Origin of the sequence: Methanoculleus sp. UBA430, assembly GCF_002506585.1 — an archaeon.
Taxonomy (GTDB): Archaea; Halobacteriota; Methanomicrobia; order Methanomicrobiales; family Methanoculleaceae; genus Methanoculleus.
On the sequence record NZ_DAXW01000015.1, the window covers coordinates 73715 to 99640 of the forward strand.

A 25926-nucleotide genomic window follows, 5' to 3' on the forward strand; every position below is an offset into this window, starting at 1 on the left:
CGCACCATATTCTGCTCTCAATCTTTAACATCCTTTCCCGTTGAAGGGGCTGCTCGTGCGCGGCCGGCGGTCACTCCCCGAGCAGCCGCCGGACGGCCGCGGTGCTCTCCTCCAGATCCGCGGCAGCCTTCGCCTCGGTTTGCCCAACCCCATAAACGCTCACGACGGCATGCCCTTCCTCGAACTCGGTGCCGGGCCAGGGGATATCGGCGATCCGGGGCGCAAGCGGTGCGAGATCCGCATCAACCTGCATATCCCGCTCCGCAAAGAGGATTCGCCGGACTGCGACCTGCCGGGCCGCAGGCATCGCCGCCGGGATGATCCCGCGGCAGGCGTCCATGTGCATGGCAAAGACGTTCTGCCCCGTCGCCATCTCAACCGTATCCACGGTCGCCTGGAACCGGGGGTTGATCTCGATCGTCCAGGGTCTCTCCCCCGCCATGAAGTCGATCCCGACCGAGCCCACGCATCCGCTCGCGGCAGCGATCCGCTCGGCCGCTGCGATCATCTCCCCGGCAAGCGGGTGGGCGAATGGGGTGACGGAGCCGGCAAACCCGTGCGCGCTCTCGCCCTCCCCCCGCAAGATCTGCCGGTTGACCGCGACGGCCCGCGCGCGCCGGCCGTCGGCGACACAGGAGACGCTCGAGGGGATCCCGTCGACGAGTTGCTGTGCGACATACGGAACGTCCGGCCAGGCCTCCTCCCACCGGCGGAGTTCTTCGGCGGTCTTCACGACTGCGTTCCGCCACCCTCCCGCTCCCCGGCGCGGCTTGACCATCATCGGGTAGTGGTCGGCCCCGGCAAGCGGCGGGACCGGGACGTCCAGCCTCTCGAAGAACCGCTGGATCTCTAGTTTATCCAGGAATCGCTCCACTTTCGCGGGCGGCGTGCCGCAGAGCGGGATCGTCGTCCCGATCGTCTCGGCGCCCGAAGCGACGACCAGCGCGTCGACCGGGTGACGGGCGGCGAGTTCGGCGATCTTCTCCGGGAGTTCGGCGAGGTCGTCGAACCCGAGGCACTCCTCCGTGCACCAGGCAAGATCCTGGTCGCAGAAGTGGTCGACGGCGTAGACCGTGTAGCCGGCCCGGCGGGCCGACTGTGCCACGTGCCGCGTGGCGAACCCCGCAACCAGCACCCGGCCCGTCACCGCTCCACCGTCTTCTTCCCGACCTTCGTCGGCTCGATCCGGATCTTCGCGTCCGGGTACTCCCGGTTGAGTTCCTTCCCCTCGAAGAGGTGGTCGAGGAAGAGGGCGAGGCTCGATATCTCCGAGTGGGGCTGGGTGGTCACCGAGACGTTGTAGTCGGCAAGGCCGTAGATATCGCCCGGCACCTTCTCCGCCCCGACCACGACGAGCACCCGCTCCTCTCCCCGGATCTCGTCGATAACGTCGGTCATCCGGAGCCCGTACATCGTGAGGTGGGCGACCTTGCCGCCGCCGGCCTTCCAGTCCTGGATGCACCGCCGCCACTTGACGTCGTTCTCGACGAAGAACTCCCCTCCCCACCGGTCAGCCACATCCTCGATGCTCGTGATCACGCCGTGGTCGTTCGCGGCGAGGTACATCCCCTGCGCCCCGAGCGCCCGCGCCGCGAGGCCGACATGGGTCGTCACCCGCTGGTCGCGTTCGGGCCGGTGGCCTATCCTGAGTACTGCTACTTCGGGCATATCACTCGTCCCTCTTCTTCGCCCTGATGACACCGTTCTCGATGACGAACGGGAGATCTTCCGTGGTATGCCGGCACTGGCACTCGATCAGCGACTCCTGAATGGAGAGGAGACGCACCTCATCGTCGGAGCGCCGGACCAGGAGGTAGCGCTCGAGACGATCAAGCGATGCCGTGACCGCGCTCTGTTCAAAACCGGTGGCCGCTGCCAGGTCTTCGACCGTAACGCAGCCGGTTGCAGGAATCCGATGATATATGGCCCAATCCAGATCTTCCTCACGCACACCTATTCTTTTTTCCGGATAGACCGATATAGTTATTCATGCGCCGTCTGCACCGATCCGGCTCTACCCGCCGCTATCCGGGCGGATCTCAAGAAGGTGCAGGACGACAGACAGGAAGGGTGGGAACCGAACGATGGTAACTTATGCAGAACTTGCGGACCTTGCCGACGGGCTCTTCGAGGCGAGCGGCGATGACGACGAACTTCTCGCGGAGAGGCTGGATACGCTTGACGGAGAGACCCGGGCAGCCCTGCTCTCCTCCGACTTCCTCAACGCCTACCAGGTCTTCTACTACTTCTTCCGGGAGACGCCCGACGAACTCGCGATGGAGCGGCTGCAGCTCCATGCGGCATCGGACCTCGCCCGGGGGATCGTCGTCGACGAGATCGATATCTACGACCTGATCTTCACGCTCGCCGATGGAGAGCCCGTGCTCCTCCTCACCGACGGTGATACGGTGCTTGCCCGGTTCCGTGGCCCGGAAGCATACGCGGCTATGGTCAGGTACCTGGACGAGTCTCTCTAGAGCGGCGACCGACCGGCGGTGATTAACCGTTCGTCCACCTTCGCCCGCACGACCGCCGGAAGGTCCCCCCAGCGGATGACCGCGTCGTTGATGATGGCGAGGACGCCCGTAACCCCGGTCCCGGGGAGGGTGTCGAGGACGGAGGTGTCGTCTGCCCCGATCCGGTTGCAGATCGCCGTCGCCCAGGCATCCGCGACGGCGACGTCGGGGGAGAAGACCGTCACGGCGTCGGCGATGCCGAGACTGATCGACGGACCCACCGTCGCCGATGAGGTGCAGATCCCGAGGATCTCGTTCTGTGGCGGGAGCAGGAACGCGATACGCCCGCTCAAGGGTGATGCGCCTGCGTAAACGCCTATCTTCACCTCGCGGTCGCTCACCAGAGCGATATCCCCCCCGTTGTCGACGAGACCGAACGCTGCCCCGGCCTCGACCATCGCCTCAACCCCCGCCCAGGCGATGGCCCCCGCCACCGCCGCCATCGGCCCCACCCCGGCCCCTGCTGCGGCCCGGGCCATGCGCCCGACGGTCCGCCCGGGGGACGCCGGCGTATACGGTTCAAAAGTTGCCGAAAAATAGGGGTCGAGGGCGATCTGCCGCTCGACCTCCTGCCGGGCGGCCAGCATCCCGGACGTTGCCGCCGCGACCTCCTCAGGGGTCCCGGCAAGGATGGTCGCGATCGTCTGCCGGAACTCGAAGTGCTCCCGGATCATCCCTGCTGCGAGAGGGCGCCGTGCGGGCATGCCCGGATGCACTTGCCGCAGAGGACGCACCGCTCGGCGATCACCCGGAGGCGCCACTCCTCGTCGAAGGAGAAGACCTCCTGGGGGCAGACGCTGATGCAGGCCCCGCAATCAACGCACTCCGCCTCGTCGAGAGTGATGGCATTCTCCATCACGTGGACCGCGACCCCCATCTCCTCGAGGCGGCGGCGGACCAGGTCCGCGTCCCTATCGGGGACATCGATCAGCACCTCCCCTGCCATCGAGTCTATGTTCGCCTTCTCCACGTTGATGAGGACGCCGGTCTCCTTCACCACCCGGGCGATCACCGGCTCCCGTCCCGGGTCGGCTTTCCCTTTTCGGGAGAAGGAGAGCAGGAGCTTCATCGCCGCCGCCTCCCGCCGAAGAGCTTCCCGAGATCGATCGCCGAGAGAATGCCGACTACCCGGTTCGTCGCGTCAACCACCGGAAGCGCGCTGATGTTGTTCTGCTCCAGTTTCCGGGCGGCGACGTCCACCGGCTCGTCCGGGGTCGTCTTGATCACCTTCCGGGTCATGATGTCTTTGACCTGTCGCAGTTTACCGTCGTTCACCACCGCCTTCGAGACATCGTAGGTGGTGATGATCCCGACCAGCGTGCCGTTCCCGTCGAGAACCGGGAGGTGGTTCGTCTCGTCCTTGAGGAGCCGTTTTGCCGCCACCCGGATCTCCTCGTCCTCCGTGATGCTGATCACCTGCCGGTTCATGATCTCGCGGACGCGGGGGCTGACGGCCGTCTCCCGCATGGGTCTCGCACGTTTTGTCGGGTCGATCCGCCGGGTGGGAAGCGCAAGTTCCATCTTCCCCCTCTCTATCCAGTCCTTGAGTTCCGTCGCAACCGCCCGTGCCCGCCGGTAACTGGAGAGCGATGACGTCCTGACCGTCTCACCGCCGATCTCGACCGAGCCGCTCCTCAAGTCGGCGTAACTGACCTTCGCGAGCGACGGCCGGTCGCGCCGGGGCGTGCCGTAATCGATGATGTCGGTCAGGATATCCTCGTCGCGCACCGCAGTGCTCCGGACGATCCCGGTATCGAGCACCGGGATCGGGATGCCGACGCCGACATACATCGTCACGCCGTAGCCGTTCATCACTGCCGCACGCAGGAACTCCTGGCGCATCTGCTTCATGTCCCCGGTCACCATCAGCGTCCCAAAGCCGCCCCCAGCAGAGTGCTGGGTCCCCTCGCCGACGATCATTCCTTCGGCACCGGCAAGGAAGATCGAGACGCCGCTCCCGATGACCCGGAATTCGGGGTCGTTTGCGAGCGGTGAGAGGGTCCCTGCGCCGGAGTAGGAGACGTTGCCGCACCGCGGGAGGAGGGTGCCCATGTAGGTCTGGAGCGTCCGGTCGGTGGCGTTCGTCGCCGCGTTGTAGCGCTGGTAGGAGTTCCGCGGGTTGACCATGATCGCCTGGTTCATGTCCTCGAGGAGCAGCTCCGTGGTGATGCTCCGGCGCGGGTAGCAGTCGGTCCCGTGAGAGGTTGCCCGCAGCTCGACGGTGCCTCCGGCGACGAGTTCTTCGAGGACGTGGGCGCCGCCGTAGACCTGGTCCTTGGACTCGGCCTCCTGGGTTGCGCCAAGGTAGGCGTCGACCGCCGCTATTCCCGCGTATGCCTCCACGTCGTTGAGCCAGACGCGCTCCATCCGTATGGGGGGGTCGGCGTGCCCGAAGTTGAAGAAGGCACCGGAGGAGCACATTGCTCCGAACGTCCCGGTCGTGACGACGTCGACCTCCGCCAGTGCCCCTTCCTCTCCTAACTCGTCGACAATCCCCGGCATCTCGTCGGCGGTAACCACTCGTGCACTACCGTCGCGTATCCGGGCATTGATGAGGTCAAGGGACTTTTCCATGAACGTATATTCATTTGGGAATATTTATAGGTGTTGATTATTACTTTTAGTAATATTGACCTGGGATATGCAGGCATTCCGGCAGCGATCGAATCGTGCATGGCTATGCTAAAAAGAAGGGGGGGTTCTAACTCTTCAGTCCCGCCTGTGCAGGGCAACAAGAAGCCCGAGGATGCCGAGCGCCCCGACTACCGCAAAGGGCGCCATGCCTGCGCTGGGTGCCTGGGTCGGGACGGCAGAAAGCGAGGCCGAGGCGGAAGCGGTGCTTCCGGCGCCGACCTGAACGGTGGTCGCCCAGTCGCCGTAGCCGCTGAGCGCCACCCTGACGGCATGGGTGCCGGCGGCAACACCGTCGACGGTCACCGGGGTGATGCCCTTATACGCGTTGTCGATGTAGACCTCGGCGCCGGAGGGGGATGAGGTGACCGCGATGGAGCCGGTCGTCGTGGTTGACTGGCCGGGCTGGAGGGCCGCGCTGACATGGCTCGTGGTTGCACTGCTGACACCGACCGGCGTCGTGTAGTCCTGGTAGCCCGAGAGAGCGACCCTGACGGTGTGGGAACCGACCGCGACGTTCGAGATCGTGTATACTCCTGCCGAGGGGGTCTTGCCCTGGTACTTCTCGTCGAGGAAGACGTCCGCACCTGCCGGGTAGGAGACGACATCGATTGCCCCGGTGGTATCGGAGGGGACGGCCGTCAGCCGGGCGTCGACGTAGCGGGTGACGCCGGAGGTCACGGCCACGGTCGACCTCCAGTCATAGTAGCCGGCAAGATCGAGTTCGATGTTGTGGTTCTTTGCCGAGACGCTGGAGAGCGTCAGGGGCGTCCGGCCTTTGTAGACCCCGTCCATGTAGACATAGGCGCCCGAGGGGGAGGACGTGACCTTGACCGACCCGTACTGCTCGATCGCTGTCAGGGTGAACTGGACGTTCGACTGCTGGCCCGCCCTGACCGTGACGGTCGTGTGATCGGACTGGTAGCCGGACCGTTCAGCGTCAAGGGAGTAGGTGCCGGGGACGAGGTTCTGGATCGTGAGCGGCGCCACTCCGCGGTAGTTCCCGTTTAAGTAGATGGCCGAGCCTGAAGGACTTGACGTGACCCGAATCGAACCGGCGGTCTCGACCGGTTGCAGCGTCGCGTAGACGTTCACGGTATCGCCCATAGCGGGTCCGGAGGGCAGGCCGGCGGAGTACGTGCGGTAACCGCTCTTCTCAACCCGGACGGTGCTGTAGGGCGACCCGGTGGTGTAGACCGGGATATCGATCCATCCTCCGTATGTAGTACCTTGGTACTCTCCGTCGAAATATACGTCGGCACCGTCGATGTTGCAGTGGACGCGGTACCATCCTTCATCTCCTCCGATGCCTGCAGAGACGGCAGGGATGCCGGCACAGAGGAAGAGGAGCGTCATTCCGATGATAAGGGTTCTTAACATGCTCTGTCTCCGATAGATAACAGTCGAATGTCGGCTTTTTGATGGATAATTATTTCTATTTTTGTATCTCCGATTTCTGATACCATTTGATAATACCGGTCGTTTTTCTCAAGGAAAGATGCCCGATGTTACCGGAGATGAACGATCCACCCGACCCGGGTATTTTCATGCCCAGAGGTGATCTGTACTGAGGGAGGCGACCCTCGTTCTCCGGGCAACCCCGTCCACCTTTTTATCCCGCGAGATCAACATGGGGTACTGCATGGATATCCAGAGGTTCATCACCGCGATGGAGCAGGTTGCTCCCCCCGAACTGGCTGAAGACTACGATGCCGGGAAGATCGGTCTCGTCGTCGAGGGGAAGGACGAGATCGGGACCGTCTGCTGTGCGCTTGACGCCACAGAGCGCGTGGTGGAGGCCGCAGTCCGTGCCGGCGCGGATATGCTGGTCGTCCACCATACACCCCTCTGGAGCCCGATCACGGCGGTCCGGGGGCCGATGTCGCACCTGCTCCGGACCATCCTTGCCGCCCGGATGAACCTCTATGTGATGCACACAAACTTCGACCGTGCCGAGGGCGGCGTCAATGACGTCCTGGCATCAAAACTCGGTCTTTTTGCGACCGAGCGGATGACCGTCGGCCTCGTCGGCGACTGCTCCCTCGACGTGACCGAGATCGTCCGCCGCCTCCCCGGCGGGGGGATACGGGTCTACGGCGAGATCGAGACGATCCGCCGCCTGGCGCTCGTGGGCGGCGGCGGGTTTGACCCGGACCTGATCCGGGAGGCCGCCGCCCTCGGGGCGGAAGCCTTCCTCTCGGCGGAACTAAAGCACAGCGTCGCCCGTGCGTCGCCCATCCCCTGCCTCGAGGCCACCCATTACGCCCTCGAGGCCCCGGCCATGGAGGCGCTCTCCTCCCGCATGGGATGGCATTATATCCCTGACCCACCGCACGTAGTGGTAGTTCTATGAGCAGCATCTGGCAGAAGATGGAGCGGGACGGAAAGCTGACACCGGAATTTCGCGCCTGTATCGAGCATGCCTACGGGGAGCGGGGGAGAAAGGCGCTCAGAGCCGTCGATGAGAGGCGGGTGAAGCGCTATCTGGACTTCTTCATCGTGGTGGGCCACAGTGACGAGTATATCGTGGAGGAAGACTTCTGCACCTGCAACGACTTCCTCTTCCGGGGCTGCGAGTGCTGGCACATTCTTGCGGTACGCATCGCCGAGCGGACGGGATTCTACGAATCCTACGACCTCTGGTACCAGGACGTATGGAAACGTTAACGGTGTAGCGCAAACAACTATATCAGTTCCAGTCATACGTTGATCATACTGCGTGATTTTCAATGCTCGAAGAAGAATATACGCTCGATTATTTCCGATCCCAGGGATTTGTGCGGAAGATCTGCAAGAGTTGCGGGGCTGCTTTCTGGACCCGGGACCCTGAACAGGAACTCTGCGGCGACGCTCCGTGTGTGACGTATAACTTCATCGGCAACCCGGTCTTCAAACCCCATACCGTTGACGAGATGCGGGAGGCGTTCCTCTCGTTCTTTGAGCGGCACGGTCACACGCGCCTCCAGCGCTACCCCGTAGCCGCACGGTGGAGAGACGATATCTACCTCACCATAGCATCCATCGCCGACTTCCAGCCGTTCGTCACGAGCGGGGTCGTTCCCCCGCCGGCAAACCCGCTGACCATCTCCCAGCCCTGCATCCGCTTAAACGACCTTGACTCGGTAGGGAGATCCGGGCGCCACCTGACACTCTTTGAGATGATGGCCCACCACGCCTTCAACACCCCCGAGGAACAGGTCTACTGGAAGGAGGAGACGGTTGCCCTCTGCGACGAGTTCATTGCGTCGATCGGCGGCGACCTTAACCGTGTCAGTTACAAGGAGCACCCCTGGTACGGCGGCGGGAACGCCGGGGCCTCCGTCGAGGTGCTCATCGGCGGCCTTGAGGTCGCGACGCTGGTCTTCATGAACCTCGGGCGGCAGAAGACCGATCAGCCGCCCGTCGATGTGAACGGGGAGCCGTACTATCCGATGCGGCTGAAGATTGTGGATACCGGCTACGGCCTCGAGCGGTTTGTCTGGGCCTCGAAGGGTTCGCCGACGATCTACGACGCGGTCTTCCCGGAGATGGTGAGCCGCCTGATGCGCTCGTCTCACCTCGAGCACCTCCTTGACAACCCGGAGTTCACGAAGATCATGGGGCTCAGCGCCCGGTTCGCCGGGGTGATGGACATCTCCGGGACGAACCTCTACAACCTGCGGCGGAAGGTCGCCGAGGCGATCGACGTGCCTGTCGAGCGGCTCGAGCGGATCGTCGTCCCGATCGAGAAGGTCTACTCCGTCGCCGACCACACCCGCTGCCTCGCCTACATGCTCGGCGACTGCATCGTCCCCTCGAACGTCCGCGAGGGGTACCTCGCCCGGCTGGTGCTTCGCCGGACGCTCCGGATGATGAACGACCTTTCGATGGACGAAGACCTGGGGGACCTGATCGAGGCGCAGATGCAGGTCGTCGGGACCGGGAACTTCGGGCAGAGCGTCGATGTGGTCAGGGAGATCGTGGAGAGCGAGGAGGAGCGGTACGCCGCGACCCTCGAACGCGGGACCCGGATCGTCCAGAAGATTGCCCGGAACTACAAGGCGAAGAGCACCCGCGTCCCTCTCGCAGAGGTGATCACTCTCTACGACTCGCACGGCATCCCGCCTGAGATGGTGAAGGATGTCGCTGCCGCCGAGGGGGCTGTCGTGGAGGTTCCCGACAACTTCTACTCGCTGATCGCCGACATCCACTCGGAGGCGCAGAAGGCAGCGGAAGGAGAGGACCCGCTTGCTCCGTACCGCGAGCGGGCGAAGACACTCCCTCCGACGAAGAAACTCTTCTACGACCTGCCGAACGAGGTTGAGTTCGAGGCGATGGTGCTCGACTACTTCGACGGGATGGTGGTGCTGGACCAGACGCTCTTCTACCCCGAGGGAGGCGGTCAGCCGTCCGACACCGGCACCCTGGTGACGTCCGAGAGCATGGTCCGGGTGGAGGAGGCGACGAAAGTCGGGGAGGTGATCCTCCACCGGGTCACGGGAGGTCCCCTGAAGCGCGGCGAGCGGGTGAAGGGAATGGTGGACGAGGAACGCCGGCGATCGCTGATGCGCCACCACACGGCGACCCACGTCCTCCTGCACGCCGCAAAGAAGGTGCTCGGCGTCCACGTGCACCAGGCGGGCGCCCAGAAGGGGAGCGAGACCTCGCGCCTTGATGTCCGGCACTACACGCATATCACGCCCGACGAACTCAAGCGGATCGAGATCGAGGCGAACCGCCTGGTCATGGCCGATACACCGGTCTATATCCATATCGAGGAGCGGACGAAGGCCGAGCAGAAGTACGGGTTCGACCTCTACCAGGGAGGGGTGCCGCCGGGCCGGGAGATCAGGACGGTGCGGGTGGCGAGCGACGTGCAGGCGTGTGCGGGTACGCACGTCCGGACGACCGGCGAGATCGGTTTCATCCGGGTCATCGGCGTCGAGCACATCCAGGACGGCGTCGAGCGGCTGGTCTTTGCGGCCGGCATCGCCGCCGTGCATGCCGTGCAGCATATGACGGATCTCCTCCAGGCATCCTCCGATGTGCTGAGCGTCCAGCCCGAGAACCTGCCGGCGGCGGTAGCGCGCTTCTTCTCGGAATGGAAGGAGCAGAAGAAGGAGATCGAGCGGCTCCAGAAGAGCGTGGTGGACCTCCAGGCGCAGCACCTCGAGGGCGAGATGGTCGACGGGGTCCGGGTCGTCGTCAGGCAGGTGGATGCGGCCCAGAAGGAACTCGTCGATCTCGCGAGCAGCGTCTCGGCAGAGGGCGGCGTGGCGCTCTTCGTGTCGGGAAACGGAAACGTGAAGGTGGTAGCAGCCTCCGGCGTACCGATGGTGAACGCCGCCGATATCGTGAGGAAGGTATGCGGCATCCTCGGCGGGAAGGGCGGCGGTAAACCGACGCTTGCGCAGGGTGCCGGAACAGACGCCTCCCGGCTTGATGAGGCGCTGGAGCACGGACGCAGAGAGATCCTTGAAGCACTCCATGGTTGACGATGTTGTAGTTATCCAGCCGGGCGATGAGCGGGCTCAGAAGATCGCCCGGGCAATGGCGAGCCAGACGGCGAACGCGGTTATTCAGGCTTTCGGCAGCGGGCCGCTGACGTCCTCAGAGGTTGCCAGGGCGATGGCGATCCCGATCACCACCGCCTCCTACCACATCGAGAACCTCCTCGACGCCGGGATTCTTGAGGTTATGGAGACCCGCTGGAGCGAGAAAGGGCGCGAGGTGAAGGTCTACGGTCTTGCGAACCAGGTGTTCATCATCGCGCCGCCGGTGAGCGATCTGCGGTCGGTGCTCCAGAAGTACGCGACGCTCTTTGCGGTCGCCATCTTCGCGAGCCTCAGCCTTGCGACGTTTCTTCCGGTGGTCATGCCGGGGATCCAGGCCATGCCGCCCGGCCCGATGGCCTCCGGTGGAAACGGCGAAGAGGTCGTGACGCTCCGGACACCTGCCTTCGATGCCGCCGGGGGACTGCCGGTCCACGACCTGGTGATGGGGTTCTTCTTCGGGGCCTGCGCGGTGCTGCTCGCGCTCCTGGTCTACGAGGTCTACTACTGGTGGCGGACCTCCCCGCGGGCGGAAAAAGGGAGAAACGGATAAAAGAGGTCTGGTGAGGGGGTATCAGGGGATCTTTATCGTCGCCCCCTGACAGATCCGGCTCCCTGGGGTTGCCCGCTTCCTGCTTCAACCTTTGCCCCGCATTTGGGGCATCTTGTCTTCTTTGGATTGATCTCTGCACCGCAACTGTAGCACTTTGGCATGGTCTATCACCACAATATGCCTGATCGGAGTATGACACCATAAGGCTATCCCATCGGGATCCTGCCGTAAATTCCGGCGGCAGCCGGAAACCACGGAATATTGGCTTATCTACGTCGAACGCCGTTTCTCTTTCGTGAGATCCGTTTGTCTTGCATTTAAGGCAGGCCGGATGCCGGCCCTGTGACCGGGGATGGAAGGCAGGTCCTGTCCGGGGAAGAAGAGCTGAAGCACACGGCAGTTAAAAACCCGAAACACTCCTGAATTCGCCGCAGGATGCCACCACGGCATATGAATAACCTTTTTGCGATCGCGGGGGGGCGATGACGGCCGCCATCACCCTCTTCATCGGGACGTCGACGTTCTTCTGGATCATGAGGCGCCCGGGCCCGAGATCGGCAGCACAGGCCTATGGGGATTGCAGAGCCGGCCGCGCACCATTGCCGGCATCCAGAACCGTGATATGTACAGAGGGCGTATGAAACAGTGTTTCGGGACGAGCTCGCATGCCGCGCCGTGCAGGCAAAACCCCGGCGAGCCGTAGATCATGAGCAGCGCAATGGAGATCCTTTCAGCGACTCTGGTCCTCTCATCCGAGCTCCTGCTCCGGACGGTCCCGATCGTCATTATCGGCGTGCTGATCGCCGAGATCTTGATTGCTCTCCGGATCACCGAGAGGATCGCGAGCGTTGCCTACCCGGTCACGACCTTCTCCCACCTCCCCCGCGAGTGCGGAGCGAGTTTTCTCCTGGCATTCGTCTCGCCGCAGGCGGCGGACGCGATGCTTGTCGACTACTACCATAAAGGGATGATCGGGCGGGGCGAGCTCGTCGTCGCGGCGCTCATCAACTCCTTCCCGTCCGTCGTCATGCACTGGCGCTACCTGATCCCGGTTTATGTCCCGCTGCTCGGGGTCTTTGGCGTGATCTACTTTGCCATCCTGATGGCGATTGGGTTTCTCAAGACCGGGATCGTCATGATTGCCGGGCGGATGCTTCTCTCGGCGGTTCCGGCGACCCGGACGCCGGAGGAGCATTCCGGGCGGACGTTACCCCCGAAAACGGCCCTGAGAACCTCCCTCCGACCGGCCGCGAGAACCCTCCGCCGGATCCTCGGGATTATGATCCCGACGCTCGTCGTTGTGGCGTTTCTCATCGAGGCCGGGGTATTCGACGCCGTTGCGGCGCATCTGGAGGGCGCGAGCAGGCTCTTTCCCATACCGCCCGAAGGCCTCGCGATCATCGCGGCAAAGTTCGGGTCGTACATCGCCGCAGCAAGCCTTGCGTCTGGACTGCTCGCTGCCGGTGATATGGTCGGCAGGGATATTGTCGTCACGCTGCTCGTGGCGAACCTGCTGACCAGCGTCGTCACCTACCTGCGCTGGCTCGGGTCCTTTTATGTCGCGATCTTCGGGCCGAAGCAAGGCACCGAGATCATGCTCCTCTCGGTCGCGCTCCAGGACGGCCTCCTGCTGGTGACGATCTTCCTGCTGGCCTGGTTCTGGTGAATGACGACCCTGCGTCATTGGACCTTCTCCGTCGTCTCCCGCACCCACCGGTGCCGGTCCTCCCAGGCTTCCCAGACCGCCGCAGTCCAGCGCATCAGCGCCTCTTCCTTCTCCGCATCCGTCGCGGCCAGAAGGATGTCCATCACGGTCAGGTCTCCCCTGCCTTCCGGGGGTTCGAGCCGCGGCCAGTCTCTCCGCCTCCTCGCGATCTTCATATGCGCAAGCTGCACCTCGCGGCCCGTATACCCTCTTTCCACAGCGAGATAGAGCCCGATGAGCGCGAACACCGCCGTTATCGGGCGCATTCGCTCTCCAACGTGTTGCGCCGCGTAGGCGTCGACTGCGTGCTGGTGGACGAACCCGGCGTCCTGCTGCACGAGGGTCCAGCAGGTCAGGTCATAGTACGCCTCCAGGCACTCGCCCGCGGCGTTGTAACGCTCCGCAGGACCGAGGTTCCGGTCGGGGAGCTTCACCCCGCATCCGGGGCAGACAGTGAAAGCGCTACTGTTCATGAACTATGCCAGTTCTGGCGTCATCGCACTTCTTCGCATCGGTGCGTATGCAGGCGAGGAAGTTTTTTATGCAGGGGGTCCCGATCACGGAAAAATTGGAGGGAACGGCAACATGGCAGAAGCAACACTGACGGAAGAGAGAGGAAGGTTATTCATCCAGCGCATCTTCGCGGCATCGCGCGAACAGGTCTGGAGGGCGTGGACGGACCCGGAGGTGATAGCGCAGTGGTGGGGGCCGGCGGAGTTTACAGCGCCGGTCGTCAAAGTCGACCTCCGCGAGGGGGGCAGGTACCTCTTTGCCATGCGCTCGCCCGAAGGCCAGGAGGTCTGGAGCACCGGTGAGTACCGCGAGATCGTCGCGGGTGAACGGCTCGTCTTCACCGATTCGTTTGCGAACGCCCAAGGCAACGTGGTCCCGGCCTCGACCTACGGGATGAGCGGGGACTGGCCGCTGGAACTCCTGGTGACGGTGACGTTCGAGGAGCACAGCGGCGGGACGAAGATGACCCTGCGGCATGAAGGCATCCCGGCGGGCGAGCCAATCGAGCAGGTCGAGGCCGGGTGGAACGAGTCGTTCGACAGACTCGCAACCGTCCTCGGGTAGCCGGGACCTGATGCCCCGGTTCTCCCGGCCTGCAGGACCCGGCGGGAACGGGTAGCCTTATGGCTGGAGTGGAGCGTGCATCCCTATGGTTAGTCTCCTGGTCCCCCTCATCCTGCTCGGCGTCGCCGTCGTGGGGGCGGCGGTCACGATGCGCTACCGGCGCGAGATGCGTGCCGTCCGGGAGCAGATCAAAGGCCCGGGAAGCCGGGTGGTCCGGACCGGGTGCGGGCCGATCGGGTATGCCCGGTCCGGGGACGGCTACCCGGTGCTCGTCGTCCACGGCAACGCGGGCGGGTTCGACCAGGGTTTGCTGCTCGCCGGGTGGACCATCGACCAGGCGCTCCAGGTCATCGCGCCGTCAAGGTTCGGCTACCCCGGCACGCCCATGCCTTCGCGTGCGAGCGTCACCATGCAGGCGGACGCCTTCGCCTGCCTGCTTGATGCCCTCGCGATCGAGCGGGCCGCCGTCGTCGGCTACTCGGCAGGCTCCGCCTCGTCGATCCAGCTCGCCCTGCGCCACCCGGAGCGCGTCTCGGCGCTTATCCTCGTCGAACCCGTTGCGCCGGGGAAGGGGCCGGTCATGCCGAGACCCATCTTTACCGTCTTCTTCAGGAATGATTTCGTGTACTGGGCGACGGTCACCTTCTTTCGGCCGATCGTAGAAGGAGCGTGGGCCGGCGTGCCCCGAGGAAAAAGGCTCACCCCGAACGATAAGGCCGAAGTCAGGACGCTGCTTTCAAGCCTCCTCCCGGTCAGCGCCCGGGTCGACGGAAGCTCTTTTGACACTTACGTCTCAACCCCCGGCCTGCTCAACGCCTCCGGCAATGACTACCCGTTTGAGAAGATCCGGGCCCCCACGCTGGTGGTCAGCGCCGTGGACGATCCGCTGGCGCTCCACGAGAATGCACGCGCCCTTGCACGGAGGATTCCCGGCGCCCGCCTCCTCGCCGTGCCGGGGGGCGGCCACATGCTTCTTGGGCATCACGAAGAAGTCCGGCAGGGGATTACGGAGTTCCTGCACGAGAACGGCATTCCCGGCCTCTCTCCAAACGAGAAGGTGAAATGATCATGGCAACGAAGATGGAAATGCGGCCGGGCCGCTACGCGCCCGTGAACGGGCTTTCGATGTATTACGAGATCCACGGCGCCGGCAGGCCGCTGGTGCTCCTTCACGGCGCCTTCATGACGATCGAGGGGTCGTTTCAGCGGATGCTCCCCACCCTTGCAGAGACCCGGCAGGTCCTCGCCGTCGAGCAGCAGGCTCACGGCCGTACCGCCGACATCGACCGCCCGCTGACCTACGGGGGGATGGCGGCGGACACCGTCGCCCTCCTCCGGCACCTGGGGGTCAGCGAAGCCGACATCTTCGGCTACAGCATGGGGGCCGCCATCGCCCTCGAGATCGCCGTCCGGCATCCCGACGTCGTGCACAAACTCGTCCTTGCCTCGCCGAGTTACACGAGAGAAGGGTCCTACCCCGAGATGTACGAGGGGGAAGAGAACCTGAAGCCCGAAGACCTGGCCGGCACCCCGTTCGCGGAGGAGTATGCCCGGACGGCGCCGAACCCGGATGCCTGGCCCCGGCTCATCGAGAAGGTGAAGCAGCTGGACCGAGAGTTCCGGGGCTGGACGGCTGAGGAGATCCGGTCGATCCGGGCGCCGACGCTCGTCATCATAGGCGACTCCGACGTCAACCGCCCCGAACACGCGGTCGAGATCTTCCGGCTGCTCGGCGGCGGCGTGCCGGGGGATATCGTCGGGCTCCCGGCGTCCCGGCTCGCGGTCCTCCCCGGCACGACCCATATCACGCTCATCGACCGCACCGACTGGCTGCTTGCGATGATCGGGGAGTTCCTCGATGCACCCGCGCCGGAGGCGGGGGGGGCATGAACCCCGGGCGGTCGCCCCCGGCCTTCTTCCTCCTGATCTTCGTTCTCTCCCTCCCGTTCCTCCTCTTTGCCGCAACACCCCTCCCCGGCCCGCTGAACCTCCCCGTGAGCGCGTTCATGCTCGTCTGCCCGGCCCTGGCGGCCGCGATCCTGGTCCGGCGGGAGGAGGGGGCCGGCGGCGTAAGAAGACTGTTCGCCCGGGTTCTTGACTACAAAAAGATCCGGCCGGTTTGGTATCTCCCCATCATCCTCCTGATGCCCGCGATCATGCTCCTCTCCTACGGTGTGATGCTTCTTTTTGGCCTGCCGCTCCCCGCCGACCCTTTCGTCCCGTATCTCCTGATCCCGGTCTTCGTCCCCCTCTTCTTCATCGCCGCTGCGTTCGAGGAAGCGGGATGGATGGGATATGCCGCCGACCCCCTGCAGGAGCGGTGGAGCGCTCTCGTGACCGCCCTGATCCTGGGAGTGGTCTGGGCGGAGTGGCACTCCATCCCCTGGCTCCTGCTCAACACCCCCGCCTGGGCGGCGGGGCAGGCACTCTCGACAGTCGCGCTCCGGGTCGTCATCGTCTGGCTCTACAACAACACAAATGGGAGTGTCTTTGCGGCAACCCTCTTCCACGGCATGATGAACGTCGCCGAGTTCTCGTTCCCGAACCTCGGCTCCCACTACGACCCGGTCGTCACCGGGGGGATCGCGGCGGCCGTCGCCGTCGCCGTCGTGTTCCTCTGGGGGCCGGAGACGCTTGCCCGATTCCGGCATGGGCGCCTGCGTGGCCCTTGCTGCCGGCTCTCCTGACCGGAACCTTTATAGTTAGGCATACCCTAACTAATGAGCATCGACTATGGCGGCGAGAGTTGAGCACCTGTTCGAAGTCCTTGACCGCCTGATCGCCATCAGAAACGAATGTTCGAGCCAGATCTTTGCCGAGTGCGGCCTCGCGGATATAACCGTGAAGCAGATCGCGTATCTACGCACGATCGACGGCCACGCCGACGTGACCTTCAGCCGGCTCGCCGAGATCACCGGGACCTCGAAACCCACCGTCACGGAGATGGTCAACAAATTCGTCAGGATGGAATGCGTCTACCGGGAACGATGCCCCGGTGACGGCAGGATCGCCTACATCCGTCTCACCGAAAAAGGGCGGATGATAGCAGAAGCCGAACAGAACGCCCTCTCGCGAATGATCGAGAGGATGACGCAGACGCTCGACGATGCCGAGATCGACCTTCTGGTCAAGATTCTCGGGAAAGTCCGGTAATTTTTTCGCCGGCGGCATAGTTAGGGAAAGCAAAACTAATTTATTGGAGTAATCATGCACTCACCACAACCCGATATCACCGGAGAAATGATGGTCATACCGCTCTTCGAGGCCGTGGTCTACCCGAAGAGCCGGACAAAGTTCAAGGTCGGCCCCGCGACCGGGAAGATGCTGCTCGCCGCGGTGAACAGCGCCGGTTCGACCTATGCGGTCGGTCTTGCGGCCCGCGAAGGCACGGACCCCTCGGAAGCCTCGGCCGACTCGCTCTACCCGGTGGGGAGCCTGATCGAGATCGCGCACGTCCAGCCCGCGAACGACGGCTACCTCATCTTCGGCGAGGCCGTCGCGAGGGTGAAGGCCACGAGGCTGATTGAGGCCGACGGGCTCTTCTCCGCCGTCTGCGAACCCGTTCCCGACCACTTCGACCTCGACGAGGGGACCCGGGCGGAACTCCTCGCGAAGATCCGGGCGGTCATCCGCGATGTCAGCGGCCACTTCCAGGGCTCCGAGCAGTTCACCAGGCCGATTGAGAAGATGGACTCCATCGACCAGATCATGGGGTTCGTCATGCCGTTTCTCCCCGTCGACCTTGCGGAGAAGCAGGAACTCCTCGAGATCGCCTCGGTCCGCGGCCGATACACCGCGTTCCTCGACCTCCTGACCCGCGTGAAGGAGGGGATCGAGATCCGGATCGAGGTCGCGAAGAAGACCTCTGATAAGGTCGGCAAGGCGAATCGCGAGGCGATGCTCCGCGAGCAGCTCAAGGTGATCCAGGACGAGCTCAACGGCTGCGACGGCTCCTCCGGCGAAGACGGCTACCGTGAGCGGATCGAGCGCTCGACGATGCCTGAAGAGGTGCGGAAGAAGGCGCTCGCGGAGCTGAAGAAACTTGAATCCGGCGGCAGCCAGCACCACGAGAGCCAGGGGATCCGGAACTACCTCGACCTCCTGCTCGACCTCCCCTGGACGGTCGAGGAGAAGAAGATCATCGACATCAACGAGGCCCGGCAGGTGCTCGAGAGCAACCACAACGGGCTCGAGAAGGTCAAGGAGCGGATCATCCAGCACCTCGCGGTCATGAAGCTCAAGGAGGAGAAGCAGGGCTCGATCCTCCTCTTCGCCGGCCCGCCCGGCACCGGGAAGACGAGCCTCGGCAAGAGCATCGCCGACGCACTGGGGAGGAAGTACGTCCGGATCAGCCTCGGCGGCGTCAAGGACGAGGCAGAGATCCGGGGGCACCGGCGGACCTACGTCGGGTCGCTCCCCGGCAGGATCATCCAGGGGATGAAGAAGGCCGGGACGAAGAACCCGGTCTTCATCCTCGACGAGGTCGACAAACTCGCCGTCTCCTACTCCGGCGACCCGGCGAGCGCCCTCCTCGAGGTCCTCGACCCCGAGCAGAACAACACGTTCGCGGACCACTACCTGGAGGTCCCCTACGACCTCTCGGACGTGCTCTTCATCGCGACCGCAAACAGCCTCGCGACGATCCCGGCGCCCCTCCTCGACCGGATGGAGCTTATCGAGATCTCGGGCTACACGAAGAACGAGAAGTTCGCGATCGCAAAGGACCACCTGGTCCCGAACACCCTCGCGGAGCACGGCCTCGATACGGAGAAACTCCGGTTCGAGGACGAGGCCCTTACGGTGATCATCGACCGCTACACCCGCGAGGCGGGCGTCCGGGCACTCAAGAAGCAGCTCGCCCGTGCCGCACGGTACGTCTCGGCGAAGATCGTCTCAGGCGACGTCGCCCTCCCGTATATCGTGACGGCGGACCTGCTCCCGGAGGTCCTCGGGAAGGAGACGGTCCGGCAGGACGTGGTGCGGAAGGAGAACCCGCCCGGCGTCGTCACGGGCCTCGCGTGGACCCCTGTCGGCGGGGACATCCTCTTCATCGAGGGGACGTTCATGCCCGGCAAGGGCAAGCTCACCCTGACGGGCCAGCTCGGCGACGTGATGAAGGAGTCGGCGCAGATCTCCTTGAGCCTCATCCGGTCGCGGTTTGCGGCCGTTGCACCGGGCTTTGACTTCTTCGGAAGCGACATCCACATCCACGTCCCGGCGGGAGCGACCCCCAAGGACGGCCCCTCGGCGGGCGTGACGCTCTTTACAGCCCTCGCCTCCCTCATCACCGGAAGAACGGTCGACCCGACGACCGCCATGACCGGCGAGGTGACGCTCTCCGGCGCCGTCCTCCCCGTGGGCGGGATCAAGGAGAAGGTCCTTGCCGCTCACCGGGCAGGGATCCGGAAGGTCATCCTGCCGCAGGAGAACGAGAAGGACCTCGCGGACGTCCCCGAGGACGTCAGGACCGACCTCGTCTTCGTCCCGGTCCGGACCATCGAGGACGTCCTCCGCGAGGCGCTCGATGTCACGCTGCCGGGCCCGGTCATCCACTATGCGGGCGACCGGTTCGTTCCGGCGCACAACCTCTGAGCGGGGACGGACCCCCACCCCCCCCTCTCCCGGGCACTACTAAGATTGTTCACTTTTCTCCTCATACGGGACGCAAACTTATCTGGGATCGCGGCGTCAGTCGGGGGCCGGGGATACGACATGCAAGATCCGAAAGGTCTGGACCGGCTCAGAGACCGGTTCGTGGGGGAGTGGGACCTCGACGTGACCCTGCAGATGCCTGACGGCAGCACGATGACCGGCACGGGCACGGCCACGGTCCGGGAGGTGGCCGGCCGGTACGGCATCCAGAGCGACCTCAAGTATACCATCGGCGGGGAGTCCTACGAGGAGACGGACCTCTGGACCTACGACCGCGAGAAGGGGACGGTCCACATGTTCGGCGCTGGCTCCGACGGGAGCACGCACGACCATACGGGCAGGTGGAAGGACGCGGATACCCTGGAACTGCACTGGAGCGATCCGGGGGAGGCGGAAGAGACGATCACGGCCGCCTGGGAGGCCGCCGACACCCTTCGCATCCGGTCGGAGACGAGGGTGGGGGGCAAGCCCGGCCCCGTCATGGACTCGGTGGGGAGAAGGCGGAAGGGATGAAAAGGCTCCACGCGGTGCAGCCATAGGGTATTCCCCGGATGCCGGAGCAGGGCAGGGTATCAGAAATACGTCCCGCCCGTCTCGAACGCCACCCTGCGGTCGTGTGCCATCTTCTGCAACCACTCTTCGATCTCCGGCCTGTCGAGGATGTAGCCCTTCCAGAGATCGGTGTAGGGTTCTTCGGGCACGACGATGATCCCTTTGTGCTCCGCGACCCTGTCCGCGATGAGCGATGCCGCCTTATCGGCGGGATACGCGTCGTCGGGGATTCTCAGGTCGCCGCGTGCCTGTCCGTCGATCCCCTTGTTGAAGATCGGGGTCGCGATGTTCGCCGGGCAGATCGTCGAGAAGTGGAGCCCTTTCTCGGCGTATTCATACTTCAGGCACTCGGTAAGGCCGGTGACACCGTACTTCGTGAGGGAGTAGAGCGCCTGGAACGGGGGAGGGACGATGCCGGCTATCGAACTGGTGTTCACGATGTGGCCGAACCCCTGCTCGAGCATGATCGGCACGGCGGCATGGACCCCGTAGATGACGCTCCAGAGGTTGGTGTCGATGATCGTCTTCCAGTCCTCGAGGGTGGCCATCTCGAACGGGATGGTCCCCCCGACGCCTGCGTTGTTGAAGAGGATATCCAGCCTGCTCGCCTCCGCTACGACCCCTTCGATACCCTTCCGCACATCCTCCTCCTTCGTCACGTCCATGATGAGCGGGCGCACCCGGTCGCCGTAGGCAGAGAGCTCGCCTGCGGCCTTTGCAATCTTCTCCGGACTGCGTCCCGCCATGTAGACGATTGCTCCCCTCTTTGCGAGCTCCTCGCTGATCGCATATCCAATCCCTGAGTTCGCACCGGTGACGATGCAGACTTTGTCCTTATAATAGTTTAAATCAGCCATCTTCTTCTCCTTCACTCAATGACCCTGGCGCCCATGGCATGAAGGACGGCGTTTCCCTCGATCAGCGCCGCCTGGGTGATCTTCGTTACGGGCAGGGAAGCGAGGCTGTTGATGATGTAGTACTGGACCGGATTCTGCATCGGGGTCTGTTCGATCCATGTGAGGCTCCCCGTTCCGACCTGCAGAGTCTCCACCCCGATGCCCTGGGGGTAGAGGACGAACTGGCTGAGTTCTGCTCCCGGAGCCCCGACCTTTGGGATATACCTCCAGCCAAGGGTGTTCACGGACGCGAACTGCGACTTCAGCCCCTCCAGTTCCTTCCCGGTGACCGGGCCGGCGGCCTCGAAGTTCATGGTGAGGAAGGTGTTCCCCTCGTAACTGACGGACGTCGCGTAATGGGGTTTCGAGATATGCAGGTCTTCGATCTCCGCGTAAATCTTAGGGATACCGGTCTGCTCCCGCCCTCCGAGGATGGGTGCGGTCTTGTTCTCCCAGACCACCAGCGTGTAGGCGCCGTCGAGTTCGTCCTTCTTTCCGTGGAACCTGACCGGTGCCGCCACGTTGATCAGGTTATACTGGCCGCCGTGCAGCCAGTTGATCTCGGTGAATCTGTTGAACGCCACCTGCACCTCAGGCGCCAGGAGCTCGAATCCTTCCGGGATGTAGTTTTCAAGAAGGTCTCTCTCGGTCCCGTAAGTTATGGACAGAGCCGTGGTCCTCTGCGTGACCAGGGTCTCCGGGTCGAATTTGCCGCCCCCGAAGTGGATCGGCATCAGGTAGGTACAGTCGTCCTGCGGTCGGAACATAGGCTTCCCTATCTGTGCCATAACAGCTCAATGTATATAATCCTATAGATCTTTGCACCGTCAACTCGCCGGAATTTTTTGGTAAAAATGTCAGGATATAGGCCAGGAAACGGCGCCGGAGCGGTTAAGAGGCCACTGTCACGATAACGCCGGGGGGAACCTTTGAAGCGCCAGAGCGTGCCGCCCCGGCGGCATAAGGTTTCACGGAACCGTGCCGAATCCCGCCCGGAATATAAACATGACTTCCCCCGGCTCCCCGACAGTAACCCCAACACTACCTGATATAACCCCCCGGCTCCCCGCGCGCGGGGAGCGCTCGTCAAAGGGCGGAGGGCAGATCGACCGTCTCCTCCCTGCCACCGGTGTTCCGGGACGACACGGGGGTGAGATTTGCCGGCGAGGACCCGGGGAAGACAGTACCCGAACATCTAGCTATAAATAAACCCTGAACGCTAAACCAATTATTTATCCGATAGTTCGTACACGGACCCCTGCTATCGGATCCATTGAGGGAGAGATTCAATTGACGCCAGAGAGCCCACGGAATAGAAGAGCAGACTCAACGGCAGGAAAGGAGCTGGATATCTCCCTTGAGGTCGTCATCCTGCTCGTCTTCGGCGTCTTCATGCTCATCTTTGGTCTGCTTCTCTTCAGGATTCACACGGGAGAACTGCCGTACTCCCCTGACAGCACCTACGGCCTCTTCCTCGTGATCGTCGCGTTTCAGATCATCACGATGGGGAAGACCCCGTTCGGGGATCTCCGCCGCTCGTGGCCGATCATCATCATCGGGATCAGCACGGCAGTCATCGGGATGCTTGCCTGCTTCGTTCCCGGCCCGGTGAGCGCACTGGTCCGCAGCCTTGTCGGAGTACTGCTCTTTGCCGGCGGGATCGCTCTCCTTCTCCAGTTGTTCTTCTCGGCGGAGAAGGCCAGGATATGGCTGAAGGTTCCCGGAATCCTGCGGCAGCTGACGCTCGCCTGTATCCTTGTATATGTCATGTCGATAATCCTGGGCATGGTCACGCTTCTGCCCGGCATCACGACCGACCGCGAGACAGCGGTCCTCCTCATCGTCTACGGCATCAGTTTCTTCTACCTCTCCTGGTGCATCCAGAAGGTCTCCCGGGTGTACCCCCCGAGTGAGACGAAGGCTCAGGTGGGATCGCAATGACCCCGAACGATCTTTATCAAAAGGACGGCACCGGCCTGTTCCGCGAGGTCTCCCTTCCCCTCCCGGTTGCGATCGTCCTCCCGGTCGCAACCCTCCTGGTCCTTCTCGGGCTGCTGCTCTTCCCCGTAAACCAGGGGGTGCTCCCGTTCTCCCCGGACGGTCAGCTCGGCCTGTTGCTCGTCATCATGGCCATCCAGATGCTGGCTCTCGGGGATACCCCGGTAGGCCAGTACCGGCGCTCCCGGCTGCTGATGGCCACGGGGATCGTCTTTGCCGCAATGGGTGCCGTCTCGTGCATTGTCCCGGGGCTCCTGACCGGCGTGATCCAGGTCCTCCTCGGCCTCCTGAACATCACCGGCGGAGCGGTCCTCCTGACAAAGAGACTCCTCTCGATGCTGCACGACCTCAGGAACCCCCCTACCGAGCCCGTTGCTCTTCCCCACCTCCTCAAGCAGCTGCTGGTCACCCAGACGGTGCTGAATGTCGTATCGATCACCTTCGGCATAACCATGCTCGTGCCCGGCCTCGCTCCGGGCACGGTCATCGCAGGGATCGTCGTGATCAACGGCCTCCTCCTCTTCGTGCTGGTCTCTATCCTCTTAAAGATCCAGTAGTCCGGGGCTTACGATACGCTCGTTCCCCGCCCTTCGGGCGACGTTCAGGAAGTTCTTGCCCCCGTGCGCCGGAGAGATTCGACAATTACATCTTCGTTCGGGTCCTGGGGTTCTCCCTGGTCTACCGAATGCAGGACCGAGGACACACCTTGCGCACGTCCGGCGGCTGAAGCACCAGGACATCCTGCTCGTGCCCTGCAGAGACGATAGCAGGGAGCCGGGCCGCGGCGTCACGATCACGCTCGCGTTCTCCGGCGATCCGGTTGACCGGATCGCCGAACTCAACGCCTTCGCCGCAAGGATCAGAGAGGCCGGTGCGGTCATCGAAGGCCCGGTGGACCGGCCCTGGAACACCCGCGACGTCGTGGTGAGCGACCCCGACGGCTACCGTCTGGTCTTTTCCACGCCGGACTTTGCACGGATGCGGGACTTCGAGACGGCCATGCGGGGTGTCGGGGAGGACCTTACGAAGTTTTAGACTCGCATTCAACAAAACCCGGATCAGGGTGCCGGCACGAGCCGGTAGACCCGACCGGTCTCCCCGACCGGTCCCCGTTCCTCTGCGGTCAGGACGTAGAGCTCGTGCTTCGCGTCCTCCCCGAACGCGAGAACATACGCCCCGACGGTCCGGCTCCCGGCCACCTCGACCTCGGTGAAATCCCACTGGCCGCCGGGATCTTCCGTCGCACTGAAGATGATCCCGTCCCCATCGGTCCCCGCCCGGTTCCACTCCCCGAAGACATAGCGCCCGACGAGCGCGGGAATCGCCCTCCCCCGGTAGACGTAGCCGCCGATGACGACCGCCCCGATGCCGCCGGGCTGGTTGGCGTTCGGGTACTCGATGATCGCGTCGATCAGTGGCTCGCCCCGCCGGCCGGTCCGGGGCGCGTCCGCCGGCGACTCGCGGGGGTTGCCGGGGTCGAAGGCGTGGTTGCCTTCCCTGAGGTTCCAGCCGTGGTTGCCGCCCGGGACGATGATCTTCACCGACTCCCAGAGGTACTGCCCGGCATCGGCGGCAAACAGCCGGTGCTCGCCCCCGGCGTCGAAGGCCGTGCGCCAGGGGTTGCGGAGACCGTAAGCGTAGATCTCGTCCCGGCCCTCTCTTCCGACGAACGGGTTGTCCGCCGGGATACCATAGGGTTTCTCGCCGTCAACGTCGATCCGGAGAATTTTCCCAAGCAGCGTCTCGATATCCTGCCCGTTCCCTCCCGGCGGGTGACCTCTCCCGACGTCGTTTGCGCCGCCGCCGTCACCGAGCGGGATGTAGAGGTAACCGTCGGGGCCGAAAGCGATCGAGCCGCCGTTGTGGTTGGCCTGGGGCTGGTCGACCTCCAGGATCATCCGCTCTGACCCGGGGTCCGCCCGGTTGGGCGTGGAGACGGCAAACTCCGATACCCTGCTCGTGTGGTCCCAGCCCTCCGGCGCCCCGTCCCGGAGCGGGGCGCTGTAGTAGACGAAGAACCTGCCGTTCTCCCTGAACTTCGGGTGGAACGCGAGGCCGAGGAGCCCGCGCTCGTCGTAGCCGGTGCGGAGGTCGACAACCCGGCCGGTGATATCGAGGAAGGGCTCATTAACGCCGGCGTCGATGACCCGGATGACGCCGGGGAGGTCGGCGACGAAGAGCCGTCCTGTCCCGTCGTCCGGGGATGCCAGCGCAACGGGCATGGTGAATCCTCCGGTGACGAACTCGAGGCCCACCCGTTCCGGGGCGGCGCCGGGAAGAAGAATGTCTGGCACGATCTCCTCACTCCGGGAGGATGGATCGGGTAGAGGCATTTAAAGGTACCCGGCGGTACGGATCCGCCGGGTCAGACCCTCGTGATAACGACGCATCAGGGGGATCACCCCGGCCCTCGCTCCCCCTCCATCCTCTTCGCCTTCATCTCCTTTGCCCGGCCGATGAGGTACTCGAGTTCCACAAGTTCCCCGGCGCTCCCGCAGGCGCCCCTGCTGCACGCCTCGTCGTGAAGCCTCCAGCACTCCTCTTCGATCCGTTTGAGGTCGTCCATCGTATGGAGGTGATACCTGGCGATGATATCCGCATGCTCGCGGGTGAACGCGGCGATCTCCTTCAGAAGAGCCATCCGGTCTCCCTTCGGCACCGGCGATCCTGTGCTGCACCGGTCCGCCCGGGAAGTTGTGCGGTCCATGCTACGTCCTTGCTGCCGGGAGAGTTATTCTTTCCGGAACGACCGGGAGCGGTGCCCGCGCCATGAGCAAAAAAACGATTTTTAAAGGGTTATGTGCCGGGGGCGGTG

General features: G+C 63.9%; 28 protein-coding genes. 16 read left to right on the forward strand and 12 right to left on the reverse strand.

Going from position 1 to position 25926, the window contains the following annotated elements:
• Positions 1-70: 70 nt before the first annotated feature.
• The 3 genes from BRA49_RS11070 to BRA49_RS11080 are packed head-to-tail and all read right to left on the reverse strand — an operon-like array spanning position 71 to position 1951.
• Positions 71-1147: an ATP-grasp domain-containing protein gene (locus BRA49_RS11070; protein WP_292386102.1), complete on the reverse strand. Its 1077-nt coding sequence runs from the start codon at positions 1145-1147 to the stop codon at positions 71-73.
• The gene (locus tag BRA49_RS11075) at positions 1144-1668 is read right to left on the reverse strand and encodes a tRNA (cytidine(56)-2'-O)-methyltransferase (RefSeq protein WP_292386103.1); all 525 of its coding nucleotides are present in this window, start codon (positions 1666-1668) and stop codon (positions 1144-1146) included. Before BRA49_RS11075 ends, BRA49_RS11070 begins: the two co-directional genes overlap by 4 nt.
• Before the next feature lies 1 nt (position 1669).
• Positions 1670-1951: a MarR family transcriptional regulator gene (locus tag BRA49_RS11080; RefSeq protein WP_292386104.1), complete on the reverse strand. Its 282-nt coding sequence runs from the start codon at positions 1949-1951 to the stop codon at positions 1670-1672.
• Positions 1952-2084: 133 nt separating this feature from the next.
• On the opposite strand from BRA49_RS11080, the gene BRA49_RS11085 reads away from it, so the two are divergent.
• Entirely contained in the window at positions 2085-2477 is a 393-nt protein-coding gene (locus BRA49_RS11085) for a hypothetical protein (RefSeq protein ID WP_292386105.1), read from the forward strand.
• Here BRA49_RS11085 and BRA49_RS11090 read toward each other — a convergent pair.
• From BRA49_RS11090 to BRA49_RS11105, 4 genes are all read right to left on the reverse strand, one after another.
• Positions 2474-3190 (reverse strand): UPF0280 family protein, encoded by a 717-nt coding sequence (locus BRA49_RS11090; protein ID WP_292558939.1) that lies wholly within the window; start codon positions 3188-3190, stop codon positions 2474-2476. The genes BRA49_RS11085 and BRA49_RS11090 overlap by 4 nt on opposite strands.
• Positions 3187-3585, reverse strand: coding sequence for a 4Fe-4S binding protein (locus BRA49_RS11095; RefSeq protein ID WP_292386108.1), 399 nt, complete (start codon positions 3583-3585; stop codon positions 3187-3189). The genes BRA49_RS11090 and BRA49_RS11095 overlap by 4 nt, the downstream gene beginning before the upstream one ends.
• Positions 3582-5090, reverse strand: a complete 1509-nt coding sequence (locus BRA49_RS11100; protein ID WP_292386109.1) for a homocysteine biosynthesis protein — start codon at positions 5088-5090, stop codon at positions 3582-3584. The genes BRA49_RS11095 and BRA49_RS11100 overlap by 4 nt, the downstream gene beginning before the upstream one ends.
• Before the next feature lie 135 nt (positions 5091-5225).
• Positions 5226-6527, reverse strand: a complete 1302-nt coding sequence (locus BRA49_RS11105; RefSeq protein WP_292386110.1) for a PEGA domain-containing protein — start codon at positions 6525-6527, stop codon at positions 5226-5228.
• Positions 6528-6777: 250 nt separating this feature from the next.
• Here BRA49_RS11105 and BRA49_RS11110 point away from each other — a divergent pair, with 250 nt between their 5' ends.
• The 5 genes from BRA49_RS11110 (at position 6778) to BRA49_RS11130 (ending at position 12897) form a co-directional block, all read left to right on the forward strand.
• Positions 6778-7500 carry a Nif3-like dinuclear metal center hexameric protein gene (locus BRA49_RS11110; protein WP_292386111.1) on the forward strand — a complete coding sequence of 241 codons (723 nt, stop codon included), beginning with the start codon at positions 6778-6780 and terminating at the stop codon, positions 7498-7500.
• Positions 7497-7814 carry an SWIM zinc finger family protein gene (locus BRA49_RS11115; protein ID WP_292386112.1) on the forward strand — a complete coding sequence of 106 codons (318 nt, stop codon included), beginning with the start codon at positions 7497-7499 and terminating at the stop codon, positions 7812-7814. The genes BRA49_RS11110 and BRA49_RS11115 overlap by 4 nt, the downstream gene beginning before the upstream one ends.
• Before the next feature lie 62 nt (positions 7815-7876).
• The gene (gene alaS / locus BRA49_RS11120) at positions 7877-10621 is read left to right on the forward strand and encodes an alanine--tRNA ligase (protein ID WP_292386113.1); all 2745 of its coding nucleotides are present in this window, start codon (positions 7877-7879) and stop codon (positions 10619-10621) included.
• Complete coding sequence (locus tag BRA49_RS11125; RefSeq protein WP_292386114.1) at positions 10614-11231, forward strand: ArsR/SmtB family transcription factor; 618 nt, start codon at positions 10614-10616, stop codon at positions 11229-11231. The genes alaS and BRA49_RS11125 overlap by 8 nt, the downstream gene beginning before the upstream one ends.
• A gap of 706 nt (positions 11232-11937) precedes the next feature.
• A complete protein-coding gene (locus BRA49_RS11130; RefSeq protein ID WP_292386115.1) occupies positions 11938-12897 on the forward strand; it encodes a nucleoside recognition protein in 960 nt (319 codons plus the stop codon).
• 14 nt (positions 12898-12911) lie between these two features.
• Here BRA49_RS11130 and BRA49_RS11135 read toward each other — a convergent pair whose 3' ends face one another.
• Positions 12912-13409 (reverse strand): DUF5946 family protein, encoded by a 498-nt coding sequence (locus BRA49_RS11135; RefSeq protein ID WP_292386116.1) that lies wholly within the window; start codon positions 13407-13409, stop codon positions 12912-12914.
• 112 nt (positions 13410-13521) lie between these two features.
• On the opposite strand from BRA49_RS11135, the gene BRA49_RS11140 reads away from it, so the two are divergent.
• The 7 genes from BRA49_RS11140 (at position 13522) to BRA49_RS11170 (ending at position 20178) form a co-directional block, all read left to right on the forward strand.
• Positions 13522-14013, forward strand: coding sequence for an SRPBCC family protein (locus BRA49_RS11140; protein ID WP_292386117.1), 492 nt, complete (start codon positions 13522-13524; stop codon positions 14011-14013).
• An 85-nt stretch (positions 14014-14098) separates the two neighbouring features.
• Positions 14099-15079 (forward strand): alpha/beta fold hydrolase, encoded by a 981-nt coding sequence (locus BRA49_RS11145; RefSeq protein ID WP_292386118.1) that lies wholly within the window; start codon positions 14099-14101, stop codon positions 15077-15079.
• 2 nt (positions 15080-15081) lie between these two features.
• A complete protein-coding gene (locus BRA49_RS11150) occupies positions 15082-15903 on the forward strand; it encodes an alpha/beta fold hydrolase (RefSeq protein WP_292386119.1) in 822 nt (273 codons plus the stop codon).
• Positions 15900-16700, forward strand: a complete 801-nt coding sequence (locus tag BRA49_RS11155) for a CPBP family intramembrane glutamic endopeptidase (RefSeq protein ID WP_292386121.1) — start codon at positions 15900-15902, stop codon at positions 16698-16700. The genes BRA49_RS11150 and BRA49_RS11155 overlap by 4 nt, the downstream gene beginning before the upstream one ends.
• A gap of 46 nt (positions 16701-16746) precedes the next feature.
• A complete protein-coding gene (locus tag BRA49_RS11160; RefSeq protein WP_292386122.1) occupies positions 16747-17166 on the forward strand; it encodes a MarR family winged helix-turn-helix transcriptional regulator in 420 nt (139 codons plus the stop codon).
• Between the two features lie 87 nt (positions 17167-17253).
• Positions 17254-19605, forward strand: coding sequence for an endopeptidase La (gene lon, locus BRA49_RS11165; RefSeq protein WP_348531963.1), 2352 nt, complete (start codon positions 17254-17256; stop codon positions 19603-19605).
• Positions 19606-19725: 120 nt separating this feature from the next.
• Positions 19726-20178 (forward strand): DUF1579 family protein, encoded by a 453-nt coding sequence (locus BRA49_RS11170; protein ID WP_292386126.1) that lies wholly within the window; start codon positions 19726-19728, stop codon positions 20176-20178.
• A 59-nt stretch (positions 20179-20237) separates the two neighbouring features.
• On the opposite strand, the gene BRA49_RS11175 is transcribed toward BRA49_RS11170, so the two are convergent.
• Together BRA49_RS11175 and BRA49_RS11180 are read right to left on the reverse strand one after the other, a co-directional pair.
• Positions 20238-21074 carry an SDR family oxidoreductase gene (locus tag BRA49_RS11175; RefSeq protein WP_292386128.1) on the reverse strand — a complete coding sequence of 279 codons (837 nt, stop codon included), beginning with the start codon at positions 21072-21074 and terminating at the stop codon, positions 20238-20240.
• Positions 21075-21085: 11 nt separating this feature from the next.
• Positions 21086-21880, reverse strand: a complete 795-nt coding sequence (locus BRA49_RS11180; RefSeq protein WP_292386131.1) for an acetoacetate decarboxylase family protein — start codon at positions 21878-21880, stop codon at positions 21086-21088.
• Positions 21881-22403: 523 nt separating this feature from the next.
• Between BRA49_RS11180 and BRA49_RS11185 the strand changes: the two genes are divergently transcribed.
• The 3 genes from BRA49_RS11185 (at position 22404) to BRA49_RS11195 (ending at position 24146) form a co-directional block, all read left to right on the forward strand.
• A complete protein-coding gene (locus tag BRA49_RS11185; protein WP_292386132.1) occupies positions 22404-23054 on the forward strand; it encodes a hypothetical protein in 651 nt (216 codons plus the stop codon).
• Positions 23051-23668 (forward strand): hypothetical protein, encoded by a 618-nt coding sequence (locus BRA49_RS11190; RefSeq protein WP_292386134.1) that lies wholly within the window; start codon positions 23051-23053, stop codon positions 23666-23668. Before BRA49_RS11185 ends, BRA49_RS11190 begins: the two co-directional genes overlap by 4 nt.
• A gap of 190 nt (positions 23669-23858) precedes the next feature.
• Complete coding sequence (locus BRA49_RS11195) at positions 23859-24146, forward strand: VOC family protein (RefSeq protein ID WP_292386136.1); 288 nt, start codon at positions 23859-23861, stop codon at positions 24144-24146.
• Positions 24147-24169: 23 nt separating this feature from the next.
• On the opposite strand, the gene BRA49_RS11200 is transcribed toward BRA49_RS11195, so the two are convergent.
• Entirely contained in the window at positions 24170-25405 is a 1236-nt protein-coding gene (locus BRA49_RS11200) for a PQQ-dependent sugar dehydrogenase (RefSeq protein ID WP_292386138.1), read from the reverse strand.
• A 104-nt stretch (positions 25406-25509) separates the two neighbouring features.
• On the reverse strand, positions 25510-25752 hold the full coding sequence (locus BRA49_RS11205; protein ID WP_292386140.1) for a hypothetical protein: 243 nt from the start codon (positions 25750-25752) through the stop codon (positions 25510-25512).
• Positions 25753-25926 lie beyond the last annotated feature (174 nt).

Bases quoted from the DNA above. Each gene is read 5' to 3' on its own strand.
- BRA49_RS11075 (WP_292386103.1), bottom strand. From the start codon at position 1,668: ATGCCCGAAGTAGCAGTACTCAGGATAGGCCACCGGCCCGAACGCGAC.
- BRA49_RS11085 (WP_292386105.1), top strand. From the start codon at position 2,085: ATGGTAACTTATGCAGAACTTGCGGACCTTGCCGACGGGCTCTTCGAG.
- BRA49_RS11090 (WP_292558939.1), bottom strand. From the start codon at position 3,190: ATGATCCGGGAGCACTTCGAGTTCCGGCAGACGATCGCGACCATCCTT.
- BRA49_RS11095 (WP_292386108.1), bottom strand. From the start codon at position 3,585: ATGAAGCTCCTGCTCTCCTTCTCCCGAAAAGGGAAAGCCGACCCGGGA.
- BRA49_RS11100 (WP_292386109.1), bottom strand. From the start codon at position 5,090: ATGGAAAAGTCCCTTGACCTCATCAATGCCCGGATACGCGACGGTAGT.
- BRA49_RS11105 (WP_292386110.1), bottom strand. From the start codon at position 6,527: ATGTTAAGAACCCTTATCATCGGAATGACGCTCCTCTTCCTCTGTGCC.
- BRA49_RS11110 (WP_292386111.1), top strand. From the start codon at position 6,778: ATGGGGTACTGCATGGATATCCAGAGGTTCATCACCGCGATGGAGCAG.
- BRA49_RS11115 (WP_292386112.1), top strand. From the start codon at position 7,497: ATGAGCAGCATCTGGCAGAAGATGGAGCGGGACGGAAAGCTGACACCG.
- alaS (WP_292386113.1), top strand. From the start codon at position 7,877: ATGCTCGAAGAAGAATATACGCTCGATTATTTCCGATCCCAGGGATTT.
- BRA49_RS11125 (WP_292386114.1), top strand. From the start codon at position 10,614: ATGGTTGACGATGTTGTAGTTATCCAGCCGGGCGATGAGCGGGCTCAG.
- BRA49_RS11130 (WP_292386115.1), top strand. From the start codon at position 11,938: ATGAGCAGCGCAATGGAGATCCTTTCAGCGACTCTGGTCCTCTCATCC.
- BRA49_RS11135 (WP_292386116.1), bottom strand. From the start codon at position 13,409: ATGAACAGTAGCGCTTTCACTGTCTGCCCCGGATGCGGGGTGAAGCTC.
- BRA49_RS11140 (WP_292386117.1), top strand. From the start codon at position 13,522: ATGGCAGAAGCAACACTGACGGAAGAGAGAGGAAGGTTATTCATCCAG.
- BRA49_RS11145 (WP_292386118.1), top strand. From the start codon at position 14,099: ATGGTTAGTCTCCTGGTCCCCCTCATCCTGCTCGGCGTCGCCGTCGTG.
- BRA49_RS11150 (WP_292386119.1), top strand. From the start codon at position 15,082: ATGGCAACGAAGATGGAAATGCGGCCGGGCCGCTACGCGCCCGTGAAC.
- BRA49_RS11155 (WP_292386121.1), top strand. From the start codon at position 15,900: ATGAACCCCGGGCGGTCGCCCCCGGCCTTCTTCCTCCTGATCTTCGTT.
- BRA49_RS11160 (WP_292386122.1), top strand. From the start codon at position 16,747: ATGGCGGCGAGAGTTGAGCACCTGTTCGAAGTCCTTGACCGCCTGATC.
- lon (WP_348531963.1), top strand. From the start codon at position 17,254: ATGATGGTCATACCGCTCTTCGAGGCCGTGGTCTACCCGAAGAGCCGG.
- BRA49_RS11170 (WP_292386126.1), top strand. From the start codon at position 19,726: ATGCAAGATCCGAAAGGTCTGGACCGGCTCAGAGACCGGTTCGTGGGG.
- BRA49_RS11175 (WP_292386128.1), bottom strand. From the start codon at position 21,074: ATGGCTGATTTAAACTATTATAAGGACAAAGTCTGCATCGTCACCGGT.
- BRA49_RS11180 (WP_292386131.1), bottom strand. From the start codon at position 21,880: ATGTTCCGACCGCAGGACGACTGTACCTACCTGATGCCGATCCACTTC.
- BRA49_RS11190 (WP_292386134.1), top strand. From the start codon at position 23,051: ATGACCCCGAACGATCTTTATCAAAAGGACGGCACCGGCCTGTTCCGC.
- BRA49_RS11205 (WP_292386140.1), bottom strand. From the start codon at position 25,752: ATGGCTCTTCTGAAGGAGATCGCCGCGTTCACCCGCGAGCATGCGGAT.